Source organism: Agromyces sp. Soil535 (assembly GCF_001428255.1).
Taxonomy (GTDB): Bacteria; Actinomycetota; Actinomycetes; order Actinomycetales; family Microbacteriaceae; genus Agromyces.
Genome location: NZ_LMRW01000023.1, coordinates 170330 through 187355, shown reverse-complemented (window position 1 = coordinate 187355; position 17026 = coordinate 170330). Strand labels below are relative to the sequence as shown.

Annotated in this window: 14 protein-coding genes; 4 read left to right on the top strand and 10 right to left on the bottom strand. The window is 69.5% G+C overall.

Annotated elements, in window-relative coordinates:
- Nucleotides 1-32 precede the first annotated feature (32 nt).
- The 5 genes from ASG80_RS13850 to ASG80_RS13830 all read right to left on the bottom strand — a co-directional run bounded on the left by ASG80_RS13850 (nucleotide 33) and on the right by ASG80_RS13830 (nucleotide 5166).
- Nucleotides 33-449 carry a cytochrome c oxidase subunit 4 gene (locus ASG80_RS13850; protein WP_056731673.1) on the bottom strand — a complete coding sequence of 139 codons (417 nt, stop codon included), beginning with the start codon at nucleotides 447-449 and terminating at the stop codon, nucleotides 33-35.
- Complete coding sequence (gene ctaD / locus ASG80_RS13845; RefSeq protein WP_156401872.1) at nucleotides 450-2174, bottom strand: cytochrome c oxidase subunit I; 1725 nt, start codon at nucleotides 2172-2174, stop codon at nucleotides 450-452.
- 15 nt (nucleotides 2175-2189) lie between these two features.
- The gene (gene coxB / locus ASG80_RS13840) at nucleotides 2190-3083 is read right to left on the bottom strand and encodes a cytochrome c oxidase subunit II (RefSeq protein WP_056731668.1); all 894 of its coding nucleotides are present in this window, start codon (nucleotides 3081-3083) and stop codon (nucleotides 2190-2192) included.
- 203 nt (nucleotides 3084-3286) lie between these two features.
- A complete protein-coding gene (erpA, locus tag ASG80_RS13835; RefSeq protein ID WP_056731666.1) occupies nucleotides 3287-3637 on the bottom strand; it encodes an iron-sulfur cluster insertion protein ErpA in 351 nt (116 codons plus the stop codon).
- A gap of 101 nt (nucleotides 3638-3738) precedes the next feature.
- Nucleotides 3739-5166 carry a dipeptidase gene (locus tag ASG80_RS13830; protein ID WP_056731664.1) on the bottom strand — a complete coding sequence of 476 codons (1428 nt, stop codon included), beginning with the start codon at nucleotides 5164-5166 and terminating at the stop codon, nucleotides 3739-3741.
- A gap of 37 nt (nucleotides 5167-5203) precedes the next feature.
- Between ASG80_RS13830 and ASG80_RS13825 the strand changes: the two genes are divergently transcribed.
- Entirely contained in the window at nucleotides 5204-5791 is a 588-nt protein-coding gene (locus ASG80_RS13825; protein ID WP_056731663.1) for a DUF3043 domain-containing protein, read from the top strand.
- Between the two features lie 4 nt (nucleotides 5792-5795).
- Here ASG80_RS13825 and ASG80_RS13820 read toward each other — a convergent pair whose 3' ends face one another.
- On the bottom strand, nucleotides 5796-6944 hold the full coding sequence (locus ASG80_RS13820) for an alkaline phosphatase family protein (protein WP_056731661.1): 1149 nt from the start codon (nucleotides 6942-6944) through the stop codon (nucleotides 5796-5798).
- Nucleotides 6945-7019: 75 nt separating this feature from the next.
- Between ASG80_RS13820 and ASG80_RS13815 the strand changes: the two genes are divergently transcribed.
- Both ASG80_RS13815 and ASG80_RS13810 read left to right on the top strand, forming a co-directional pair.
- Nucleotides 7020-9497, top strand: coding sequence for a DNA topoisomerase (ATP-hydrolyzing) subunit A (locus tag ASG80_RS13815; RefSeq protein ID WP_056731659.1), 2478 nt, complete (start codon nucleotides 7020-7022; stop codon nucleotides 9495-9497).
- A 127-nt stretch (nucleotides 9498-9624) separates the two neighbouring features.
- Nucleotides 9625-10959 (top strand): FAD-binding oxidoreductase, encoded by a 1335-nt coding sequence (locus ASG80_RS13810; protein WP_056731657.1) that lies wholly within the window; start codon nucleotides 9625-9627, stop codon nucleotides 10957-10959.
- 34 nt (nucleotides 10960-10993) lie between these two features.
- Here ASG80_RS13810 and ASG80_RS13805 read toward each other — a convergent pair whose 3' ends face one another.
- Entirely contained in the window at nucleotides 10994-13087 is a 2094-nt protein-coding gene (locus ASG80_RS13805; protein ID WP_056731655.1) for a type IIA DNA topoisomerase subunit B, read from the bottom strand.
- A gap of 144 nt (nucleotides 13088-13231) precedes the next feature.
- On the opposite strand from ASG80_RS13805, the gene ASG80_RS13800 reads away from it, so the two are divergent.
- Nucleotides 13232-13468, top strand: coding sequence for a hypothetical protein (locus tag ASG80_RS13800; protein WP_056731652.1), 237 nt, complete (start codon nucleotides 13232-13234; stop codon nucleotides 13466-13468).
- A 75-nt stretch (nucleotides 13469-13543) separates the two neighbouring features.
- On the opposite strand, the gene ASG80_RS13795 is transcribed toward ASG80_RS13800, so the two are convergent.
- The 3 genes from ASG80_RS13795 to ASG80_RS13785 are packed head-to-tail and all read right to left on the bottom strand — an operon-like array spanning nucleotide 13544 to nucleotide 16969.
- A complete protein-coding gene (locus tag ASG80_RS13795) occupies nucleotides 13544-14287 on the bottom strand; it encodes a type 1 glutamine amidotransferase (protein ID WP_056731650.1) in 744 nt (247 codons plus the stop codon).
- Nucleotides 14284-15540 carry a MurT ligase domain-containing protein gene (locus tag ASG80_RS13790; protein WP_056731648.1) on the bottom strand — a complete coding sequence of 419 codons (1257 nt, stop codon included), beginning with the start codon at nucleotides 15538-15540 and terminating at the stop codon, nucleotides 14284-14286. The genes ASG80_RS13795 and ASG80_RS13790 overlap by 4 nt, the downstream gene beginning before the upstream one ends.
- A gap of 7 nt (nucleotides 15541-15547) precedes the next feature.
- Nucleotides 15548-16969 carry an RNA polymerase sigma factor gene (locus tag ASG80_RS13785; protein WP_056731646.1) on the bottom strand — a complete coding sequence of 474 codons (1422 nt, stop codon included), beginning with the start codon at nucleotides 16967-16969 and terminating at the stop codon, nucleotides 15548-15550.
- Nucleotides 16970-17026: the final 57 nt, after the last annotated feature.

Sequence of the window (17026 nt, the reverse complement as noted above, 5' to 3'; positions counted from 1 at the left end):
CGGGGCTTCGTCGAGATGGAGGGATTCGTTCGCTATCGCGCGAAGTTGCCGCGGTAGTACTCCAATACCCACCCGACCAGCGCGATCACCACGATCGGGATCGCGAGGAACGAGATCCAGAAGCCGATGGCGAGCCCGAGGAACGCGAGGGCGGCCCCGCCTGCCATGATGATGGGCCACCAGCTCCAGGGGCTGAAGAAGCCGAGCTCCGCGTCACCGTCGTCGATGTTGGCGTCGAGCCGGTCCTCAGGGAGTTCGGCGCCCTGCGCACTGCGCACTCGTCCGAGGTAGAAGGCGATGAATGCGCCGAGGACGCCGCTGAGCGTGAGGGCGACGGTACCAGCCGGCTCAGGAGTGCCGTACGCGGCGATCGACCACACGACGTAGATCGCCGCCGTGAGGGCGAAGAAGACGGCGAGGATCCAGAAGAGGATGGCATTGGCGCGCATTTACTTGACTCCCTTCGTCGCCGCGTCGTAGACCGGAGCCTGCGGGGCGTCCTTCGCCGGGCCGATGCCCACGGGGATGCCCGCCTCGGGGTGGTTGAGGTCGAACGCCGGCGCCTCCGAACGGATGCGCGGGATCGACGTGAAGTTGTGGCGCGGCGGCGGGCAGCTCGTCGCCCACTCGAGCGATCGTCCGTAGCCCCACGGGTCGTTGACGGTCACCTTCGGCGCACGGCGCGCAGTGATGTAGACGTTCAGGAGGAACGGGATCATCGACACCGCGAGGATGCCCGCACCGATCGTCGAGAGCTGGTTCATCCAGGTGATGTTGTCCTCGGGCAGGTACGAGTAGTACCGACGTGGCATCGCGACGACGCCGAGCCAGTGCTGGATGAGGAACGTCGTGTGGAAGCCGATGAAGAGCAGCCAGAAGTGCCACTTGCCGAGCGACTCGTTCAGCATCTTGCCGGTCCACTTCGGCCACCAGAAGTAGAAGCCCGCGAACATCGCGAACACGACCGTGCCGAACACGACATAGTGGAAGTGCGCGACCACGAAGTACGTGTCGGAGACGTGGAAGTCGAGCGGCGGAGACGCGAGGATCACGCCGGTGAGACCACCGAACACGAACGTGATGAGGAAGCCGATCGCCCACACGAGCGGCGTCTCGAACGTGATGGAGCCGCGCCACATCGTGCCGATCCAGTTGAAGATCTTCACGCCCGTCGGCACCGCGATGAGCATCGTCATCAGCGCGAAGAACGGAAGGAGAACGGATCCGGTCACGTACATGTGGTGCGCCCAGACGGTCATCGAGAGGGCGGCGATCGTGATCGTCGCATAGATGAGCGTCTTGTAGCCGAAGATCGGCTTGCGGCTGAAGACCGGGAAGATCTCGGACACGATGCCGAAGAACGGCAGCGCGATGATGTACACCTCGGGGTGCCCGAAGAACCAGAACAGGTGCTGCCACAGGAGGACCCCGCCATTGGCCGGGTTGTAGATGTGCGCCCCGAAGATGCGATCGGCGCCGCCTGCGAGGAGCGCGGCGGCGAGCACGGGGAATGCCATCAGGATCATGATCGACGTGATGAGCGTGTTCCACGTGAAGATCGGCATGCGGAACATCGTCATGCCCGGCGCGCGCATCGTGATGATCGTGGTGATGAAGTTCACCGCGCCGAGGATCGTGCCGAAGCCCGAGAGGCCGAGGCCGAGCATCCAGAGGTTGCCTCCGATCCCCGGCGAGAAGGTCGTCGACGCGAGCGGCTGGTAGGCGAACCAGCCGAAGGATGCGGCACCCTGCGGCGTGAAGAAGCCGGCCACCGCCATCAGCGAACCGAAGTTGAACAGCCAGTACGCGAACGCGTTGAGGCGCGGGAATGCGACATCGGGCGCACCGATCTGCAGCGGCATCAGCACGTTCGCGAAGCCCGCGAAGAGCGGCGTCGCGAACATCAGCAGCATGATCGTGCCGTGCATGGTGAACAGCTGGTTGTACTGCTCCCGGGTCTGGACGATCTCGAGGCCGGGCTGGAACAGCTGCGCGCGGATGATGAGGGCCATCACGCCGCCGATGGCGAAGTAGATGAACGAGGTGATCAGGTAGAGGTACCCGATGACCTTGTGGTCGGTGGAGGTGATCCACCGGACCAGGACGTTGCCCTTGCGCTCGACCTTGCGAGTGCCGAACGGCGAGGTGCTCGCGGGACGAGCCGGTGCGGTCATGGTGCTCATCGCGGCTTACTCTTCCTCTTTCAGCTCGGGCTCGCCCGTACCGGGCAGGTTCTGGCGGCGGTCGTACTCGTTCGAGAGCTGGCCCTCCTGGCCGAGGTCGCGAAGCGAGTCGATGTACTCCTCGTACTCGGCCTCGGAGACGACCTCGACGTTGAAGAGCATGAGCGAGTGGTACTCGCCGCAGAGCTCGGCGCACTTGCCCGCGTAGGTGCCCTCGCGCTCGGGAACGAACGACATGTAGTTCGTCTTGCCCGGGAAGATGTCCTTCTTGTAGAGGAAGTCGACGACCCAGAACGAGTGGATGACGTCACGTGAATTGAGTTCGATCTCGACGTTCTTGCCGACGGGAAGGTAGAGCGTCGGGAGCTCCGACTGCACGAGCGAGCCCTGCGGACCCTCGTCGGCGAGCTGGCCCTGGATGCCGGGCGAGTAGACGTCTTCGTTGACGTAGTTGAAGTCCCAGGCCCACTGCTTGGCGATGACCTCGACCTTGACGTCGATCTCGTCCTCGGCGAAGCGCTGCTCGATCACCTGCTGGTCGCGCGCCGTGAAGGCGAAGAAGCCGAGCACGAGGATGAGCGGCACGATCGTGTAGAAGACCTCGATCGGCATGTTGTAACGCAGCTGCACGGGCAGGCCGGTCTGGCCCTTGCGCCGGCGGTAGGCGATGACGGCCCAGATCGTGAGGCCCCAGGTGATGAGGCCGACGATGAGCAGCACGATCCACGACGTGACCCACAGACCCGACACGAGTTCCGTGTGGTTGGTGACTGGGGGCTCCCCCTCCTCGAACCCCGGAAGGTATCCGTTCAGCTGGGCCTGCGTGCATCCTGCGAGGACGAGGCTGAGCGACGCTGCGATCGGGATTGCAGCCCATCGGAGACGGCGATTATGGCGCACCGGTGACCTTTCGGGAGACTCGAAGGCGCTTCACAGCGAAGCGCGGTGATCGATGCCTAGCCTACTCCGACTCCGCCGCCCGGGTGTGCACCGGCAGTCGGTGTCGGGCGGGTGCTCGCACGGATTCCGCGCCGCACCGGCGGAAACGCCGAAGGGAGGCCGCCTGCGCGGCCTCCCTTCGGGGAGTTTCGGGTGGGCCCCGGTCAGTGGAACGAGTCGCCGCAGGCGCAGCTGCCCTGCGCGTTCGGGTTGTCGATCGTGAAGCCCTGCTTCTGGATGGTGTCCTCGAAGTCGATCGACGCACCGTCGAGGTACGGCACGCTCATCTTGTCGACCACGACCTCGACGCCCGAGAAGTCGACGACCGCGTCACCGTCGAGCAGCCGCTCGTCGAAGTAGAGCTGGTAGATGAGGCCGGAGCATCCGCCGGGCTGCACCGCGACCCGCAGTCGCAGGTCGTCGCGCCCCTCCTGTTCGAGGAGGTTGCGCACCTTGTCGGCGGCGGGTTCGCTCAGCTTCACGCCGTGCGCGGTCTCGGTGATCGTGTCGCTCATGTCTCTCCTCGGTGCGTCAGGGAACGCGGAAACCCTCCCTCCATGGTAACCGCGGAAACGGAGTACGCGTCCGGTCGTTGCTCAGGAAGTCGTCTCAGGGGTCACGACGAGGTCACGCGCGCGTCGAGCCGGGCCAGGAAGAGGGCTTCGCTGAGCAGGGCGCGCTTGAACACGCCGAGGTGCAGGGACTCGTTCGGGCTGTGGGGGCGGGAGTCGGGATCCTCCACTCCCGTCACGAGGATCTGCGCGTCAGGGAACTCCTCGACGAGTTCGGCGATGAACGGGATCGACCCGCCGACGCCGATCTCAACGGGGTCGCGGCCCCATCCCTCGGCCATCGCGGCGCGCGTCTCCGCGACCGCCCAGCCGCTCGTGTCCACGAGGAAGGGCTGGCCGGCGTCGACCTCCTCGAAGGTGAGCCGGGCGCCGAACGGCGCATGCGCTTCGAGATGCGCCCGGATCGCGGCGAAGGCCTCGTCGGCATCCTGTCCCGGTGCGACACGCGCGCTCACGCGCACGCGGACCCCTGGCAGCAACGTGTTCGAGGCGTTCGCCACATCCGGTGCGTCGATGCCCGTGATGGTGATCGCCGGCTGCGCCCAGATGCGCGAGAGGATCGTGCCGTTGCCGATGGGGGTCACGCCGTCGAGCAGCCCGGCCTCGGCACGCAGCTGCGCCTCGTCGTAGTCGGGCGTCTCGAGGTCGGCGCTCCGGAGGCCCTCGACGGCGACGGAGCCGTTGTCGTCCCACAGCGTGTCGAGGAGCCGGATGGCGGCGAGCATCGCGTCGGGCACCGCGCCGCCGTACATGCCGGAGTGCGAGGCGTGCGCGAGCGTGTCGACGCGGAAGTTGAAGGCGACTGCACCGCGGAGCGCGACCGTGATCGCCGGCGTCTCCACGTCCCAGTTGCCGGAGTCGGCGACGACGATCGCATCGGCGGCGAGCAGGTCGCGATTCTCGCGGAGGAAGTTCGCGAAGGAGCGCGACGCCCACTCCTCCTCGCCCTCGATGAACACGGCGATGCCCAGGTCGAAGTCGCCCGCGGCCTCGGCGAAGGCGCGGATGGCGCCGACGTGCGCCATGACGCCGGCCTTGTCGTCGGCGGCGCCCCGGCCGTGCAGGCGGTCGCCGCGCTGCGTCGGCTCGAAGGGCGGCGTCTCCCAGTCCTCGTCCTTGCCGGGCGGCTGCACGTCGTGGTGCGCGTAGAGCAGCACCGTGGGACGACCGTTGCGCGCGTGCCGGCTCGCCACGACGGCGGGCTGGCCGAGCTCCGATCCGTCCCCCACTGCCGCGCGTCGCACCTCGACGAGCTCGAACACCCCGGTCCCGCGGAGGAGCTCGGCGACCGCCTCTGCACTCGCGGCGACGTGCGCGGGGTCGAACGCCGGCCATGAGACGGATGGGATGCGCACGAGCCGCGCGAGGTCCGCGACGGCGGCCGGGAACCCCGCATCCACGGCGGCGTGGATCGGTCCGGTCGTCACGGGGGCGGGCGCAGCTGAGGACTGGGTGGGATGGGGCTGGGTCATGCCGGTAATCTTAAGGGCAACCGATTCGAGGACTCCCGTGGCAAAGCACCCGACCAACACCCCCGCGCCCGAAGCCGGCGCCGACGACGCAGCACCCGAGTCGACCTCGAAGGTCGGCAAGGGCGCCCCCACTCCGAGCCGTGCAGAGCAGGAAGCGGCCCGCAAGCGCCCGCTCGTGCCCAACGACCGCAAGGAGGCGGCGAAGCAGGCGCGGGCCAAGCAGGCCGAGGCCCGCGAGCGCGCGCGGGTCGGCATGGCCCTCGGTGAAGACCGCTACCTGCCCGCGCGCGATCGCGGCCCGCAGAAGAAGTTCGTGCGCGACTACGTCGATGCGCGCTTCAGCATCGGCGAGGTGCTCATCCCCGTGATGTTCGCCGTCATCCTGCTCACGCTCGTCCCGAACGCCCAGATGCAGACGATCGGCATCCTCGCCCTGTGGGCGTTCTTCCTCGTGGCCGTGATCGACGTCGTCATCGTCGGTTTCCTCGTGACGCGCAAGCTCAGGGCGAAGTTCGGCGAGGACAAGGCCGAGCGCGTGCGCTGGTACGCGGCGATGCGCGCCCTGCAGCTCCGCCCGCTGCGCCTGCCGAAGCCGCAGGTAAAGCGCGGACAGTACCCGTCCTGATCGCTCAGGCTCTCGCGTAGGCGCCCGCCCGGATGAGCGGGACCCGGGTCTCCTCATCGCTCAGCGATCCGTGCTGCCCGATCATCGCCTCCGGCTTCCGGTTGGGCTCTCGGCGGTCGTAGTAGGCGACGCCGGAGCGGGCGGCGACGAGCACATCGCCGATGCGGGGGCGCACCTCGTCGGCCACCGGGCCATAGAGCCCCGAGGCGATCGCCTCGTCGCGGTCGAGCACCCATGCCCGGTGCTCCTCCGCGGCACGCCAGCCGGCGACGAGCCTCGATCGCTCCGCGTCGGCGAGGCCGGGCTCGAAGTACAGGGAGAGGAAGCGCGGCTCGCCGCCCACATGGCGTACCCCGTCGAGCAGGTCGGGACGTGCGTCGACGAAGACGTGGCGGTGCGCCGGCACGTCGATCACCCCGTGATCCGCGGTGACGAGGAGTCCGGCGCCACGCGGCATCCGGCGCTCGAAGGCGGCGAGCTCGGCGTCGAGCTGCTCGAGGATGCCCAGCCAGCGATCCGACTCCCACCCGTGCGCGTGCGCGGCCTGGTCGAGCTCGGGCACGTAGAGGTAGACGAGCGCGCCGGCCTCGCGTTCCAGCAGCAGCCGCGCCGCCTCGAAACGCTCGGCGAACGACGCGGCGACGTGGTACTCCGCACCGCGCAGCACCGCACGCGTGTATCCCGAGTCGGCGTACCGCGCCGCGCCGATCGCGAAACTCGGACGCCCCTGCTCGGCGGCGGCCTCGAAGAGCGTGGCCGAGCGCTGCCACGTCTCGGGCACCATCCCCGCGTCCCAGCCGTTCAGCTGGTTGACCAGTCGGTCGCGCGCCGCGTCGAGCACGCGGTAGCCGACGAGGCCGTGCTCACCCGGCATCCGTCCGGTCGTGAAGGTCGCGAGGGCGGCGGCCGTCGTCGACGGCAGCACCGTGCGGATCACGTCGCGCCGCGACATCCGCGACGCCAGGAAGCGCGCGTGGCCGGCACGGGCCTGGAGGTTCGCCGCGCCGAGGCCGTCGACGAGCACGACGACCGCACCGGATGCCGCGGGCAGGCCGAACTCGTTCCCATCCCCACTGAGGCTCGCGAGCGAACTGGCGAGCACCCCGGCAAGCCTCGGAGCGCTGACGGCAGGCACCGGTAGCATTGCAGGCATCGCGCCCAGTCTGGCACAGGCCGGGCGCGCCCCAGTTCCACCGCGTGCGCCGCACGCCCGCTCCAGAGACCACGGATGACCCGAGCCAAGCACCCGCCCGCCGACGAGCCGATCGTCGAACGCATCGAAGACGTCGACGTCGCCACCGAGATGCAGGGCTCGTTCCTCGAGTACGCCTACTCGGTCATCTACTCGCGGGCCCTGCCCGACGCCCGCGACGGCCTCAAGCCGGTGCAGCGCCGCATCCTCTACCAGATGACCGAGATGGGCCTGCGTCCCGACCGGGGTCATGTGAAGTCGGCGCGCGTCGTCGGCGAGGTGATGGGCAAGCTCCACCCGCACGGCGACACCGCGATCTACGACGCGCTCGTGCGCATGGCGCAGGCGTTCACCCTGCGAGTGCCGCTCATCGACGGCCACGGCAACTTCGGCTCGCTCGACGACGGGCCCGCCGCGCCCCGCTACACCGAGGCTCGGCTCGCCTCCCCCGCGCTCGCCATGACCGAGGGTCTCGACGAGGACGTCGTCGACTTCGTGCCGAACTACGACAACCAGCTGACCCAGCCCGACGTGCTGCCGTCGGCCTACCCGAACCTGCTCGTCAACGGCGCGAGCGGCATCGCCGTCGGCATGGCCACGAACATGGCGCCCCACAACCTCATCGAGGTCGTGGGCGCTGCCCGCCACTTGCTCGCCCACCCGAACGCGACCCTCGACGAGCTCATGGAGTTCGTGCCGGGCCCCGACCTGCCCACCGGCGGCACGATCGTCGGTCTCGCCGGCATCAAGGACGCATACGCCACGGGCCGCGGCAGCTTCAAGACCCGCGCCAAGGTGAGCGTCGAGAGCATCAGCGCGCGCAAGACCGGGCTCGTGGTCACCGAGCTGCCCTATCTCGTCGGCCCCGAGAAGGTCATCGAGAAGATCAAGGACGGCGTGAATGCCAAGAAGATCAGCGGCATCTCGGATGTCACCGATCTGACCGACCGCACGAACGGACTCCGCCTCGTCATCGGCATCAAGACGGGGTTCAGCCCAGAGGCGGTGCTCGAGCAGCTCTACCGCCTGACGCCCCTCGAGGACTCGTTCAACATCAACAACGTGGCCCTCGTCGACGGCGGACCCCAGACGCTCGGACTCCGCGAGCTCCTGCAGGTCTACGTCGCCCACCGCATCGAGGTCGTCACGCGCCGGTCGCAGTACCGGCTCGCGCGCCGCAAGGAGCGCCTGCACCTCGTCGAGGGCCTGCTCGTCGCGATCCTCGACATCGACGAGGTCATCCAGGTCATCCGCACGAGTGACGACGCGGCGGCCGCGCGCACCCGGCTCATGGAGGTCTTCGACCTCAGTCGCGTGCAGGCGGAATACATCCTCGAGCTGCAGCTGCGTCGCCTCACCAAGTTCTCGCGCCTCGAGCTCGAGGCGGAGCGTGACAAGCTCCGTGTCGAGATCGAGGAGCTCGAGGCGCTGCTCGCGAGCCGTCACCGCATCGAGGCGCTCGTCTCCGACGAGCTCGCCGAGGTCGCCGAGCGCTACGGCACTCCCCGTCGCACGCTGCTCACCGATGCGCGTCCGTCGATCGCCGGAGCCACCGCGAAGCGTGCCGCGGCGGCCGCGCTCGAGGTGGCGGATGTCCCGTGCCGCGTGTTCCTCAGCGCGACCGGACGCATCGCCCGCGTCGACCTGCCCGACGGCCCCGACGGTCCGCCCACCATCACGCCGCCCGCGCGCCGCAGCAAGCACGATGCGATCCGCTCGACGCTCGACACCACGAGCCGCAGCGACATCGGCGCGGTCACGAGCCTCGGTCGCCTCATCCGGTTCACCCCGGTCGACCTGCCGATACTGCCGCCCACGTCGGTGCAGCTCGGCGCGGGCGTGCGCGTGGGCGACTACCTCGCGTTGCCGAACCGCGACGAGAAGGTGCTCGCGATCGTCTCGCTCGACGCCGATCGCTGCATCGCGCTCGGCACGAAGCAGGGCGTCGTGAAGCGCGTCGCCACGGGCGCGTACCCGAACAAGCCCGAGTTCGAGGTCATCGGCCTGAAGGCCGGCGACGAGGTCGTGGGCGCCGTGCAGGGCGACGAGGCCGACGAGCTCGTGTTCGTCGCATCCGATACCCAACTGCTGCGGTTCGCCGCGGCATCCGTTCGACCGCAGGGATGCCCCGCCGGAGGCATGGCCGGCATCAACCTGGGCGCCGGCGCGCACGCCATCCACTTCACGAGCGTTCCCGCGGATGCGGCGGACGACACCGTCGTGGTCACGGTCGCGGCGAGCGGCGAGACGCTGCTCGGCACCGACCCCGGCAGTGCCAAGGTGAGTTCTTTCGCGGAGTTCCCGGCGAAGGGACGCTCAACGGGCGGCGTACGCTCGCAACGGTTCCTGAAGGGCGAGGATGCGCTGCACCTCGCCTGGGTGGGCCGCTCCCCCGCACTCGCAGTCGGCACCGACGGCACGGCGCGGCAGCTGCCCGACGGCGGGGCGAAGCGCGACGCATCCGGACAGGCGCTCGAGGCCGTCGTCGCCGCCGTAGGCACGCGCATCGGCTGACCGACCGTCGCCTGCCCCGCGCACGTCGTTCTTGACACGGGCGGTCCCGAGCGGCATATTCGGGCGTGGCCGGCGAAGGCTGCCGCATCGACGTCGACTTCCGGCCCGACGGGTGAGAGGGCGACTCATGACGCAAGCGGACCTTCAGGCGACGATCAACGGCCGGGTGCTCGTGCCGGGAGCGGCCGGCTACGACGAGGCGCGGACCGTGTGGAACGCCATGGTCGACCGGCGGCCCCGGTACATCGTGCAGTGCGTCGACGCCGTCGATGTCGTGGCTGCGGTGCGATTCGCCGAGGAGCACGACCTCGGGTTGGGGATCCGCTGCGGCGGCCACGGCATCGTCGGCCACGCCGTGCCCGACGACGGTCTGATGATCGACCTGCGCCCGATGGGAGGCGTGACCGTCGATCCAACCACCAGGCGCGCTCGGGTCCAGGGTGGCGCGCTGCTCGGGGCGCTCGATCAGGCGGCGCAGGCGCACGGCCTCGCGACGACGGCCGGCAACGTGTCGCACACCGGGGTCGGCGGGCTCACGCTCGGAGGCGGGATGGGGTGGCTTGCCAGGCGGCACGGACTGTCGTGCGACAACGTGATCTCGTTCGAGGTGGTCACCGCGGCCGGCGACACGCTGCGTGCGAGCGCCGATGAGCACCCCGACCTGTACTGGGCGCTGCGCGGCGGCGGCGGCAACTTCGGCGTCGTCACCGAGTTCGAGTTCGCGTTGCATCCGGAGCCCGGGCAGGCGATCTCGGCGGAGTTCCACTACCCGGTCGCCCAAGCGGGACCGCCGATGCGGCGGTGGCGGGACCTGAGCGGCGCCGCACCCCGACAGGCGACGTACAACGCGACCATCGTGGAGCAGGATGTCGCGCTCGGCCTCGTCTGGGTCGGCGACCCCGACGATGGGGACGCGGTGATCGCCGCCCTCGGCGACGAGCTGGCCGACGTCGCGGAACCCGCGGCCCGGATCGTCGAGCCGATGTCGTACCTGCAGCTCCAGATCCGCGAGGACGACATCGAGGGCCACGCGTTGCGACGGTACTGGAAGGGCCACTACTTCCAAGCGCTCGATGACGAGCTCCTCGACGCGCTGCTCGCCCGGGACGGATCCGACCTGCCGAACGTGAGCCTCCAGGCGTACGGCGGCGCGATCGCCGACGTCGCCGACGCGGCGACGGCGTTCTCCCAGCGCGATACGGCGTTCGAGTTCGTCGCCGCCGCACGCTGGGCCGACCCCGACGACGACGAGCGGCGCATGTCCGCGGCGCGCCGCTATGCCGGAACGATGGATCGGTTCGCGAGCGGAGCGTACGTCAACGTGCTCGGGGACGACGGCGTCGCCGGGCTCCGCCTCGCGTACTCCGAGGAGAAGCTCGCGCGACTGACAGCCGTGAAGGACGAGGTGGACCCCGAAAACGTCTTCCACTTCAACCAGAACATCCCGCCGTCGACGGCGTAGCGGTCGGGCATCAGGACGGGTCGCCCGATGACGGTCAGGCGTCGATGCGGTCGCGCTCCAGCGCGTCGGAGCTGTCGATGATGAACTCCTTGCGGGGCGCCACGTCGTTGCCCATGAGCAGCTCGAACACGCGTCCGGCGTTCTCGGCGTCGCCGAGGCCGACGCGGCGCAGCGTGCGGTGGCGCTTGTCCATCGTCGTCGTCGCGAGCTGGTCGGCGTCCATCTCGCCGAGGCCCTTGTAGCGCTGGATCGGGTCCTGATATCGCCGGTTCTGCTTCTTGAGCGTCGCCAGTACGCCTTGGAGATCGGGCTCCGAGTAGGTGTAGACGGTCTCGTTGGGCTTCGAGCCGGGGTTCATCACGACCACGCGGTGCAGCGGCGGCACGGCCGCGAAGACCCGGCCCTCTTCGATCATCGGTCGCATGTAGCGGAAGAAGAGCGTGAGCAGCAGCGTGCGGATGTGGGCGCCGTCGACGTCGGCGTCGCTCATGATGATGACCTTGCCGTAGCGGGCAGCCGACAGGTCGAAGCTGCGCCCGGAGCCTGCCCCGATCACCTGGATGATCGAGGCGCACTCGGCGTTGCCGAGCATGTCGGACACGCTCGCCTTCTGCACGTTGAGGATCTTGCCGCGGATCGGCAGCAGCGCCTGGTGTTCGCTGTCGCGTGCGAGCTTCGCGGTGCCGAGCGCCGAGTCGCCCTCGACGATGAACAGCTCGCTGTGCGCGATGTCGCTCGAGCGGCAGTCCACGAGCTTCGCCGGCAGCGACGAGCTCTCGAGCGCGTTCTTGCGCCGCTGCGTCTCCTTGTGCGCGCGGGCCGAGATGCGCGACTTCATCTCTGCGACGACCTTGTCGAGGAGCAGCGCCGACTGCGCCTTGTCGTCGCGCTTCGTGGAGGCGAACCTCGCGCCGAGTTCGTTCGTGAGCACGTTCGTCACGATGGAGCGCACCGCCGGGGTGCCGAGCACCTCCTTGGTCTGGCCCTCGAACTGCGGCTCCGGCAGGCGGACGGTGATGACCGCCGTGAGCCCGGCGAGCACGTCATCCTTCTCCAGCTTGCCACCTCCTGTGAACGCTGCGCCGGCCTTCAGCCGGCGGGCGTTCTGCTCGACCTGCTGGCGCATGAACCTGAGGAGGCCCTGGTCGAAGCCCGTCTGGTGTGTGCCGCCCTTCGGCGTGGCGATGATGTTGACGAAGGACTTCACCACGGTGTCGTAGCCGGTGCCCCAGCGCAGGGCGATGTCGACGTGGCATTCGCGCCGCAGTTCGGTCGGCACCATCGCGCCCCCGTCGGTCAGTACCGGCACCGTCTCGCTGAAGCCGCCATCGCCTGTGATGCGCCACACGTCGGTCAGCGGGGCATCGGTCGCGAGGTGCTCGACGAACTCGGAGATGCCGCCGTCGAACTGGAACGACGTCGTGTGCGGCTCCGTACCGCGCTCGTCGGTGACGTCGATGACGAGCCCCGGCACGAGGAACGCCGTCTGGCGTGCCCGTGCGAGCAGTTCGTCGGTCTGGAACTCCGCGCCCTTCGTGAAGGTCTGCCGGTCGGCCCAGTACCGGATGCGCGTGCCGGTGACGCCCTTGGCCACCTTGCCGACGACCCGCAGCTCGCTGCGCACCTCGAAGGGGGTGAACGGCGCGTCGGGCGACGGCGCACCGGTGTCGGCGAACACACCGGGCTCGCCACGGTGGAAGGACATCGCCCAGGTCTTGCCGCCGCGGTCGACCTCGACGTCGAGCCGCTCCGACAGCGCGTTCACGACGGATGCCCCGACGCCGTGCAGGCCGCCCGACGCCGCGTACGAGCCCGAGCCGAACTTGCCGCCCGCATGCAGCTTCGTGAACACGACCTCGACGCCGGAGAGCCCCGTCTTGGGCTCGATGTCCACCGGGATCCCGCGGGCGCGGTCGCGCACCTCGACGCTGCCATCGGGGTGGAGGATGACCCCGATCTCGTTGCCGTGGCCGGCGAGGGCCTCGTCGACCGAGTTGTCGATGATCTCCCAGAGGCAGTGCATCAGCCCGCGCGAGTCGGTCGAGCCGACGTACATGCCGGGCCGTTTGCGCACCGCCTCGAGTCCCTCGAGGACGGAGAGATGGCGGGCGGAATAGTCGGAGCTCACGTCGCACAAGCCTACTGACGCGGGACGACACCGCGTGCGAGGCGCTACGCGCTGAGCGAAATGCCCGCCAAACGGAACGAAGTGCGTCGGTGCCGTGTTTTCATTGATGCACGGAATATCACGCGTGAGCCAGGAGGAGGAGCCATGACGAACCACGCCGACACCAGCGGTGCGGTCGACGAACTCGACACCCCGTATGAACTCACCGCGCTCGACCGCTGCGACGCATGCGGCGCCCAGGCGTACATCCGGGTCGTCGTCGCGAGCGGCGAACTGCTCTTCTGCGCCCATCACGGCCGCAAGCACGAGGAGAAGCTCTCGCAGATCGCCCACAGCTGGCACGACGAGTCGAGCCGACTCCTCGTCGACGGTCGCGACTGACCCCATCGAATACGACATGAACGCCCCGGTGATCACCGGGGCGTTCGTCGTTCGGCGGCGCCACCGCCTGGAACGTCAGGCGTCGTCGACGGATGCCGCCGCCCGCGCCGCGCCCAGCTGGGCATCGCGGGCGGCCGCCGCGTATCCGTCGACGAGCGCGGCCCGCTCGCCGGGCGCGTACTCGAGCCCCGAGCGCTGGGCCATCATGCCGAGCAGCTGATCGGCGAACGCCGGGTTCTTCGCGAGCACCGGGCCGTGCAGGTGTGTGCCGATGACGGCGCCCATGACGACGCCCTCCTGGCCCCCGTCGCGCCCGTTGCCGCTCCCGGAGCGCACGCGCCCGAGCGGCGAACCCTCGGCGCCGACATAGTCGCGCGCGTGGTTCTCGAAACCGACGAGCAGCCCGAACCGGGACGAGGCCACCACGAGGTCGCCCGTGACCCTGGCCCCCCGCGGCACGGCACGACCCGGGAGGACGCCGAGGCCCTCGAGGCTCGAGCCGTCGGCGCGCTCGATGCCCCAGCTCAGCAGCTCCCAGCCGGTGCCCACCGCGAGGATCGGGATGCCCTCGGTGCCCCACACGCGGAGCTCGTCGTGCATCGTCAGCAGGGCGTCGCGACTCGCCTCGAGCGAGGAGTCGCTGCCCGAGCCGAGCACGACGGCGTCGACGCGCTCGGGCAGGTCGTCGCGGGAGTCGACCGCGATCACGCGTGCGTCGAGGCCCGCCCACTGGGCCCGCCTGACGAGCACGGTCGCATTCTCGGCGTCGCCGTTCGTGTTCTGCAGGCCGGGCAGGAGCGTCACGATCGTCAGGGTCATTCCGCTCCCGTGAGTCCGAGGTGGGCGCGCGTACGGCGCATCGCGTCGGCCGAGAAGACGATCGTCTTCAGGCCGTGCTTCGGTTCGGGCGCAGCGAGGAATTCGTCGAGCGCGCGGCCGAGGTCGGGCTCGACGCGGTCGATCTCCACGCCGTCGTAGGCGAGCATGAGTGCCGCCTCGGGCGCCTTGGATCCGCTCACGATCGCCACACGGCCGAGCGACGAGGCATCCGTCGGCCAGAAGTACGAAGGATCGCGGACGTCGGATCCGATGGCGAAGAGGATCTGCTCGGTGCCGGGCTCGATGCTGTCGACGTTCAGCTGATAGCTGGCGGGGTTCTGCACGAGCACGAACTCCACCTCCTGCCCGCGCACGCGCACGCGCTCCCCCCGGCCGAAGACGGCGGGGATGGCGCTCAGCGCGTCGGCCGCCGTCACCGGCGAGAACCGCTCCCCCAGCACCGCCTTCGCGGTGGCGTAGGCGGCCGCGGCGTCCACCGCGTAGTGGGTGCCGCGTGCAGGCAGGCGGACGTCGACGGATGCCGCGCCATCGTGCAGCAGGGCGGACGCACCGTCCACCGACGCCACGACGATGCCGGAGCCCTCCCCGAGGCGCGTCGTGCTCGTCTCCGTGTACCCGAGTCCGCGCGGCGAGCGAGCGAGCACCTCGGCGGACACGCCGAACCGATGGACCGCGACATCCGGACCGGCCTTGGCAGCGAGGCGCTCGAGGTACGCGTCATCCGCGTTCACGACGATCGCCTCGTGTGCACGGGCGGCGATGCGGCCGAGCATGCCGGCCACCATCTCGGAGTCGTGGAACCGGTCGATCTGGTCGACCATCACGTTCGTCAGCGCCACGACTCGCGCGTCGACGCCCTGCATGACGAGGGCGCCGTGGCCCTCGTCCATCTCGAGCACCGCGACCTCGCCGGGCACGCGGCCCTGCCAGTCCGCCCGTTCCAGGAGTGCAGACGTGAGCCCCTGGCTGATGTTCGCGGTCGATGGGTTCGTGAACACGTCGACGCTATGGGCACGAAGGATCGCGACGAGCATCTTCGTGGTCGTCGACTTGCCGCTCGACCCCGACACGACCACGAGACCCTGCGGGAATCCCGACAGGGTGCGCTTCATGTAGCCGGGGGCGATGCGGTTGACGACGAGGCCCGGAACGGCCGATCCGCCGCCGGGCTTGCGCAGCCGGGCGGCGAATCGGGTGAGCCTGCCGACGAGGATCGCCGGCGCGTAGCGCACGTGCGGCCTACTCGAGGTAGTCGCGGAGCGACTGCGAGCGCGACGGGTGGCGCAGCTTCGCCATCGTCTTGGACTCGATCTGGCGGATCCGCTCGCGGGTCACGCCGAAGGTGTCGCCGATCTGATCGAGCGTCTTCGGCATCCCGTCGCCGAGCCCGAAGCGCATCCGGATGACGCCCGCCTCACGCTCGCTCAGCGAATCGAGGAGCGACTCGAGCTGCTTCTGCAGCATCGTGAATCCGACGGCATCGGCTGGGACGACCGCCTCGGTGTCCTCGATGAGGTCGCCGAACTCGCTGTCCCCGTCCTCACCGAGCGGCGTGTGCAGCGAGATGGGCTCGCGGCCGTACTTCTGCACCTCGATGACCTTCTCGGGGGTCATGTCGAGCTCGCGGCTCAGCTCCTCGGGCGTGGGCTCGCGGCCGAGGTCCTGCAGCATCTGCCGCTGCACGCGGGCGAGCTTGTTGATGACCTCGACCATGTGCACCGGGATGCGGATGGTGCGGGCCTGGTCGGCCATCGCACGGGTGATCGCCTGGCGGATCCACCACGTCGCGTACGTCGAGAACTTGAAGCCCTTGGTGTAGTCGAACTTCTCGACCGCACGGATGAGGCCGAGGTTGCCCTCCTGGATCAGGTCGAGGAACTGCATGCCGCGGCCGGTATAGCGCTTGGCGAGCGAGACCACGAGGCGGAGGTTCGCACCGAGCAGGTGGCTCTTCGCGCGCTGCCCGTCCTTCGCCACCCACTGCAGCTCGCGGCCGAGCTGCGAGCGCTTCTCGGCGTCGCTCATGTGCGACAGCTTCTCCTCGGCGAACAGGCCCGCCTCGATGCGCATCGCGAGCTCGACCTCTTCGGCCGCGTTCAGGAGCGCGACCTTGCCGATCTGCTTCAGGTAGTCCTTGACGGGGTCGGCCGTGGCACCGGTGATGGCGCTCGAGTAGACCGGGACCTCGTCTTCATCGTCGACCGCGCGCAGCACGAGGGCGCCGGTCGGGTGCGGCTCGACCACGACTGGCTTCGCATCCTCATCGTCGCCGTCGGTGTCGGATGCCGCGTCGTCGCCGGCCTCGTCCACCGTCACCTCGGTCGTCGCGACCTCGACCTCGACCTCTGCGTCGACCTCGACGTCCTCGAGCTCCGCGGGGTCGACCTCGTCCTCGTCCTCGCCCGCGGCGTCGGCCTTGGCCTTGCCGCGCGGCTTCGCCCCGGCCTTCGCCGTGCTGGTGCGCGGCGTCTTCGTCGCCGGCGTCGCCGCGCCCTTGGACGCGGTCGTCTTCGTGCCGCCGGCCTTCGCCGCGGAAGTCTTCGTCTTCGCCGCGGGCGTCGCGGCCGTCTTCGCGGCGGTCGACTTCGCGGCCGTCGCGCGCGTCGCAGCGGGCTTCTCCGCCTCGCTCTTCGCCGACGTCGCAGCCTTCGTCGTTGCCATTCGTTGAACCTCTCCTACCGTCGCGCGGCGCGTGCCCTCTCGGACACTCGGCTCGCA

Coding starts and splice junctions, on each gene's coding strand:
- ASG80_RS13850 (WP_056731673.1), bottom strand. CDS start 449: ATGCGCGCCAATGCCATCCTCTTCTGGATCCTCGCCGTCTTCTTCGCC.
- ctaD (WP_156401872.1), bottom strand. CDS start 2,174: ATGACCGCACCGGCTCGTCCCGCGAGCACCTCGCCGTTCGGCACTCGC.
- erpA (WP_056731666.1), bottom strand. CDS start 3,637: ATGAGCGACACGATCACCGAGACCGCGCACGGCGTGAAGCTGAGCGAA.
- ASG80_RS13830 (WP_056731664.1), bottom strand. CDS start 5,166: ATGACCCAGCCCCATCCCACCCAGTCCTCAGCTGCGCCCGCCCCCGTG.
- ASG80_RS13820 (WP_056731661.1), bottom strand. CDS start 6,944: ATGCCTGCAATGCTACCGGTGCCTGCCGTCAGCGCTCCGAGGCTTGCC.
- ASG80_RS13815 (WP_056731659.1), top strand. CDS start 7,020: ATGACCCGAGCCAAGCACCCGCCCGCCGACGAGCCGATCGTCGAACGC.
- ASG80_RS13810 (WP_056731657.1), top strand. CDS start 9,625: ATGACGCAAGCGGACCTTCAGGCGACGATCAACGGCCGGGTGCTCGTG.
- ASG80_RS13800 (WP_056731652.1), top strand. CDS start 13,232: ATGACGAACCACGCCGACACCAGCGGTGCGGTCGACGAACTCGACACC.
- ASG80_RS13795 (WP_056731650.1), bottom strand. CDS start 14,287: ATGACCCTGACGATCGTGACGCTCCTGCCCGGCCTGCAGAACACGAAC.
- ASG80_RS13785 (WP_056731646.1), bottom strand. CDS start 16,969: ATGGCAACGACGAAGGCTGCGACGTCGGCGAAGAGCGAGGCGGAGAAG.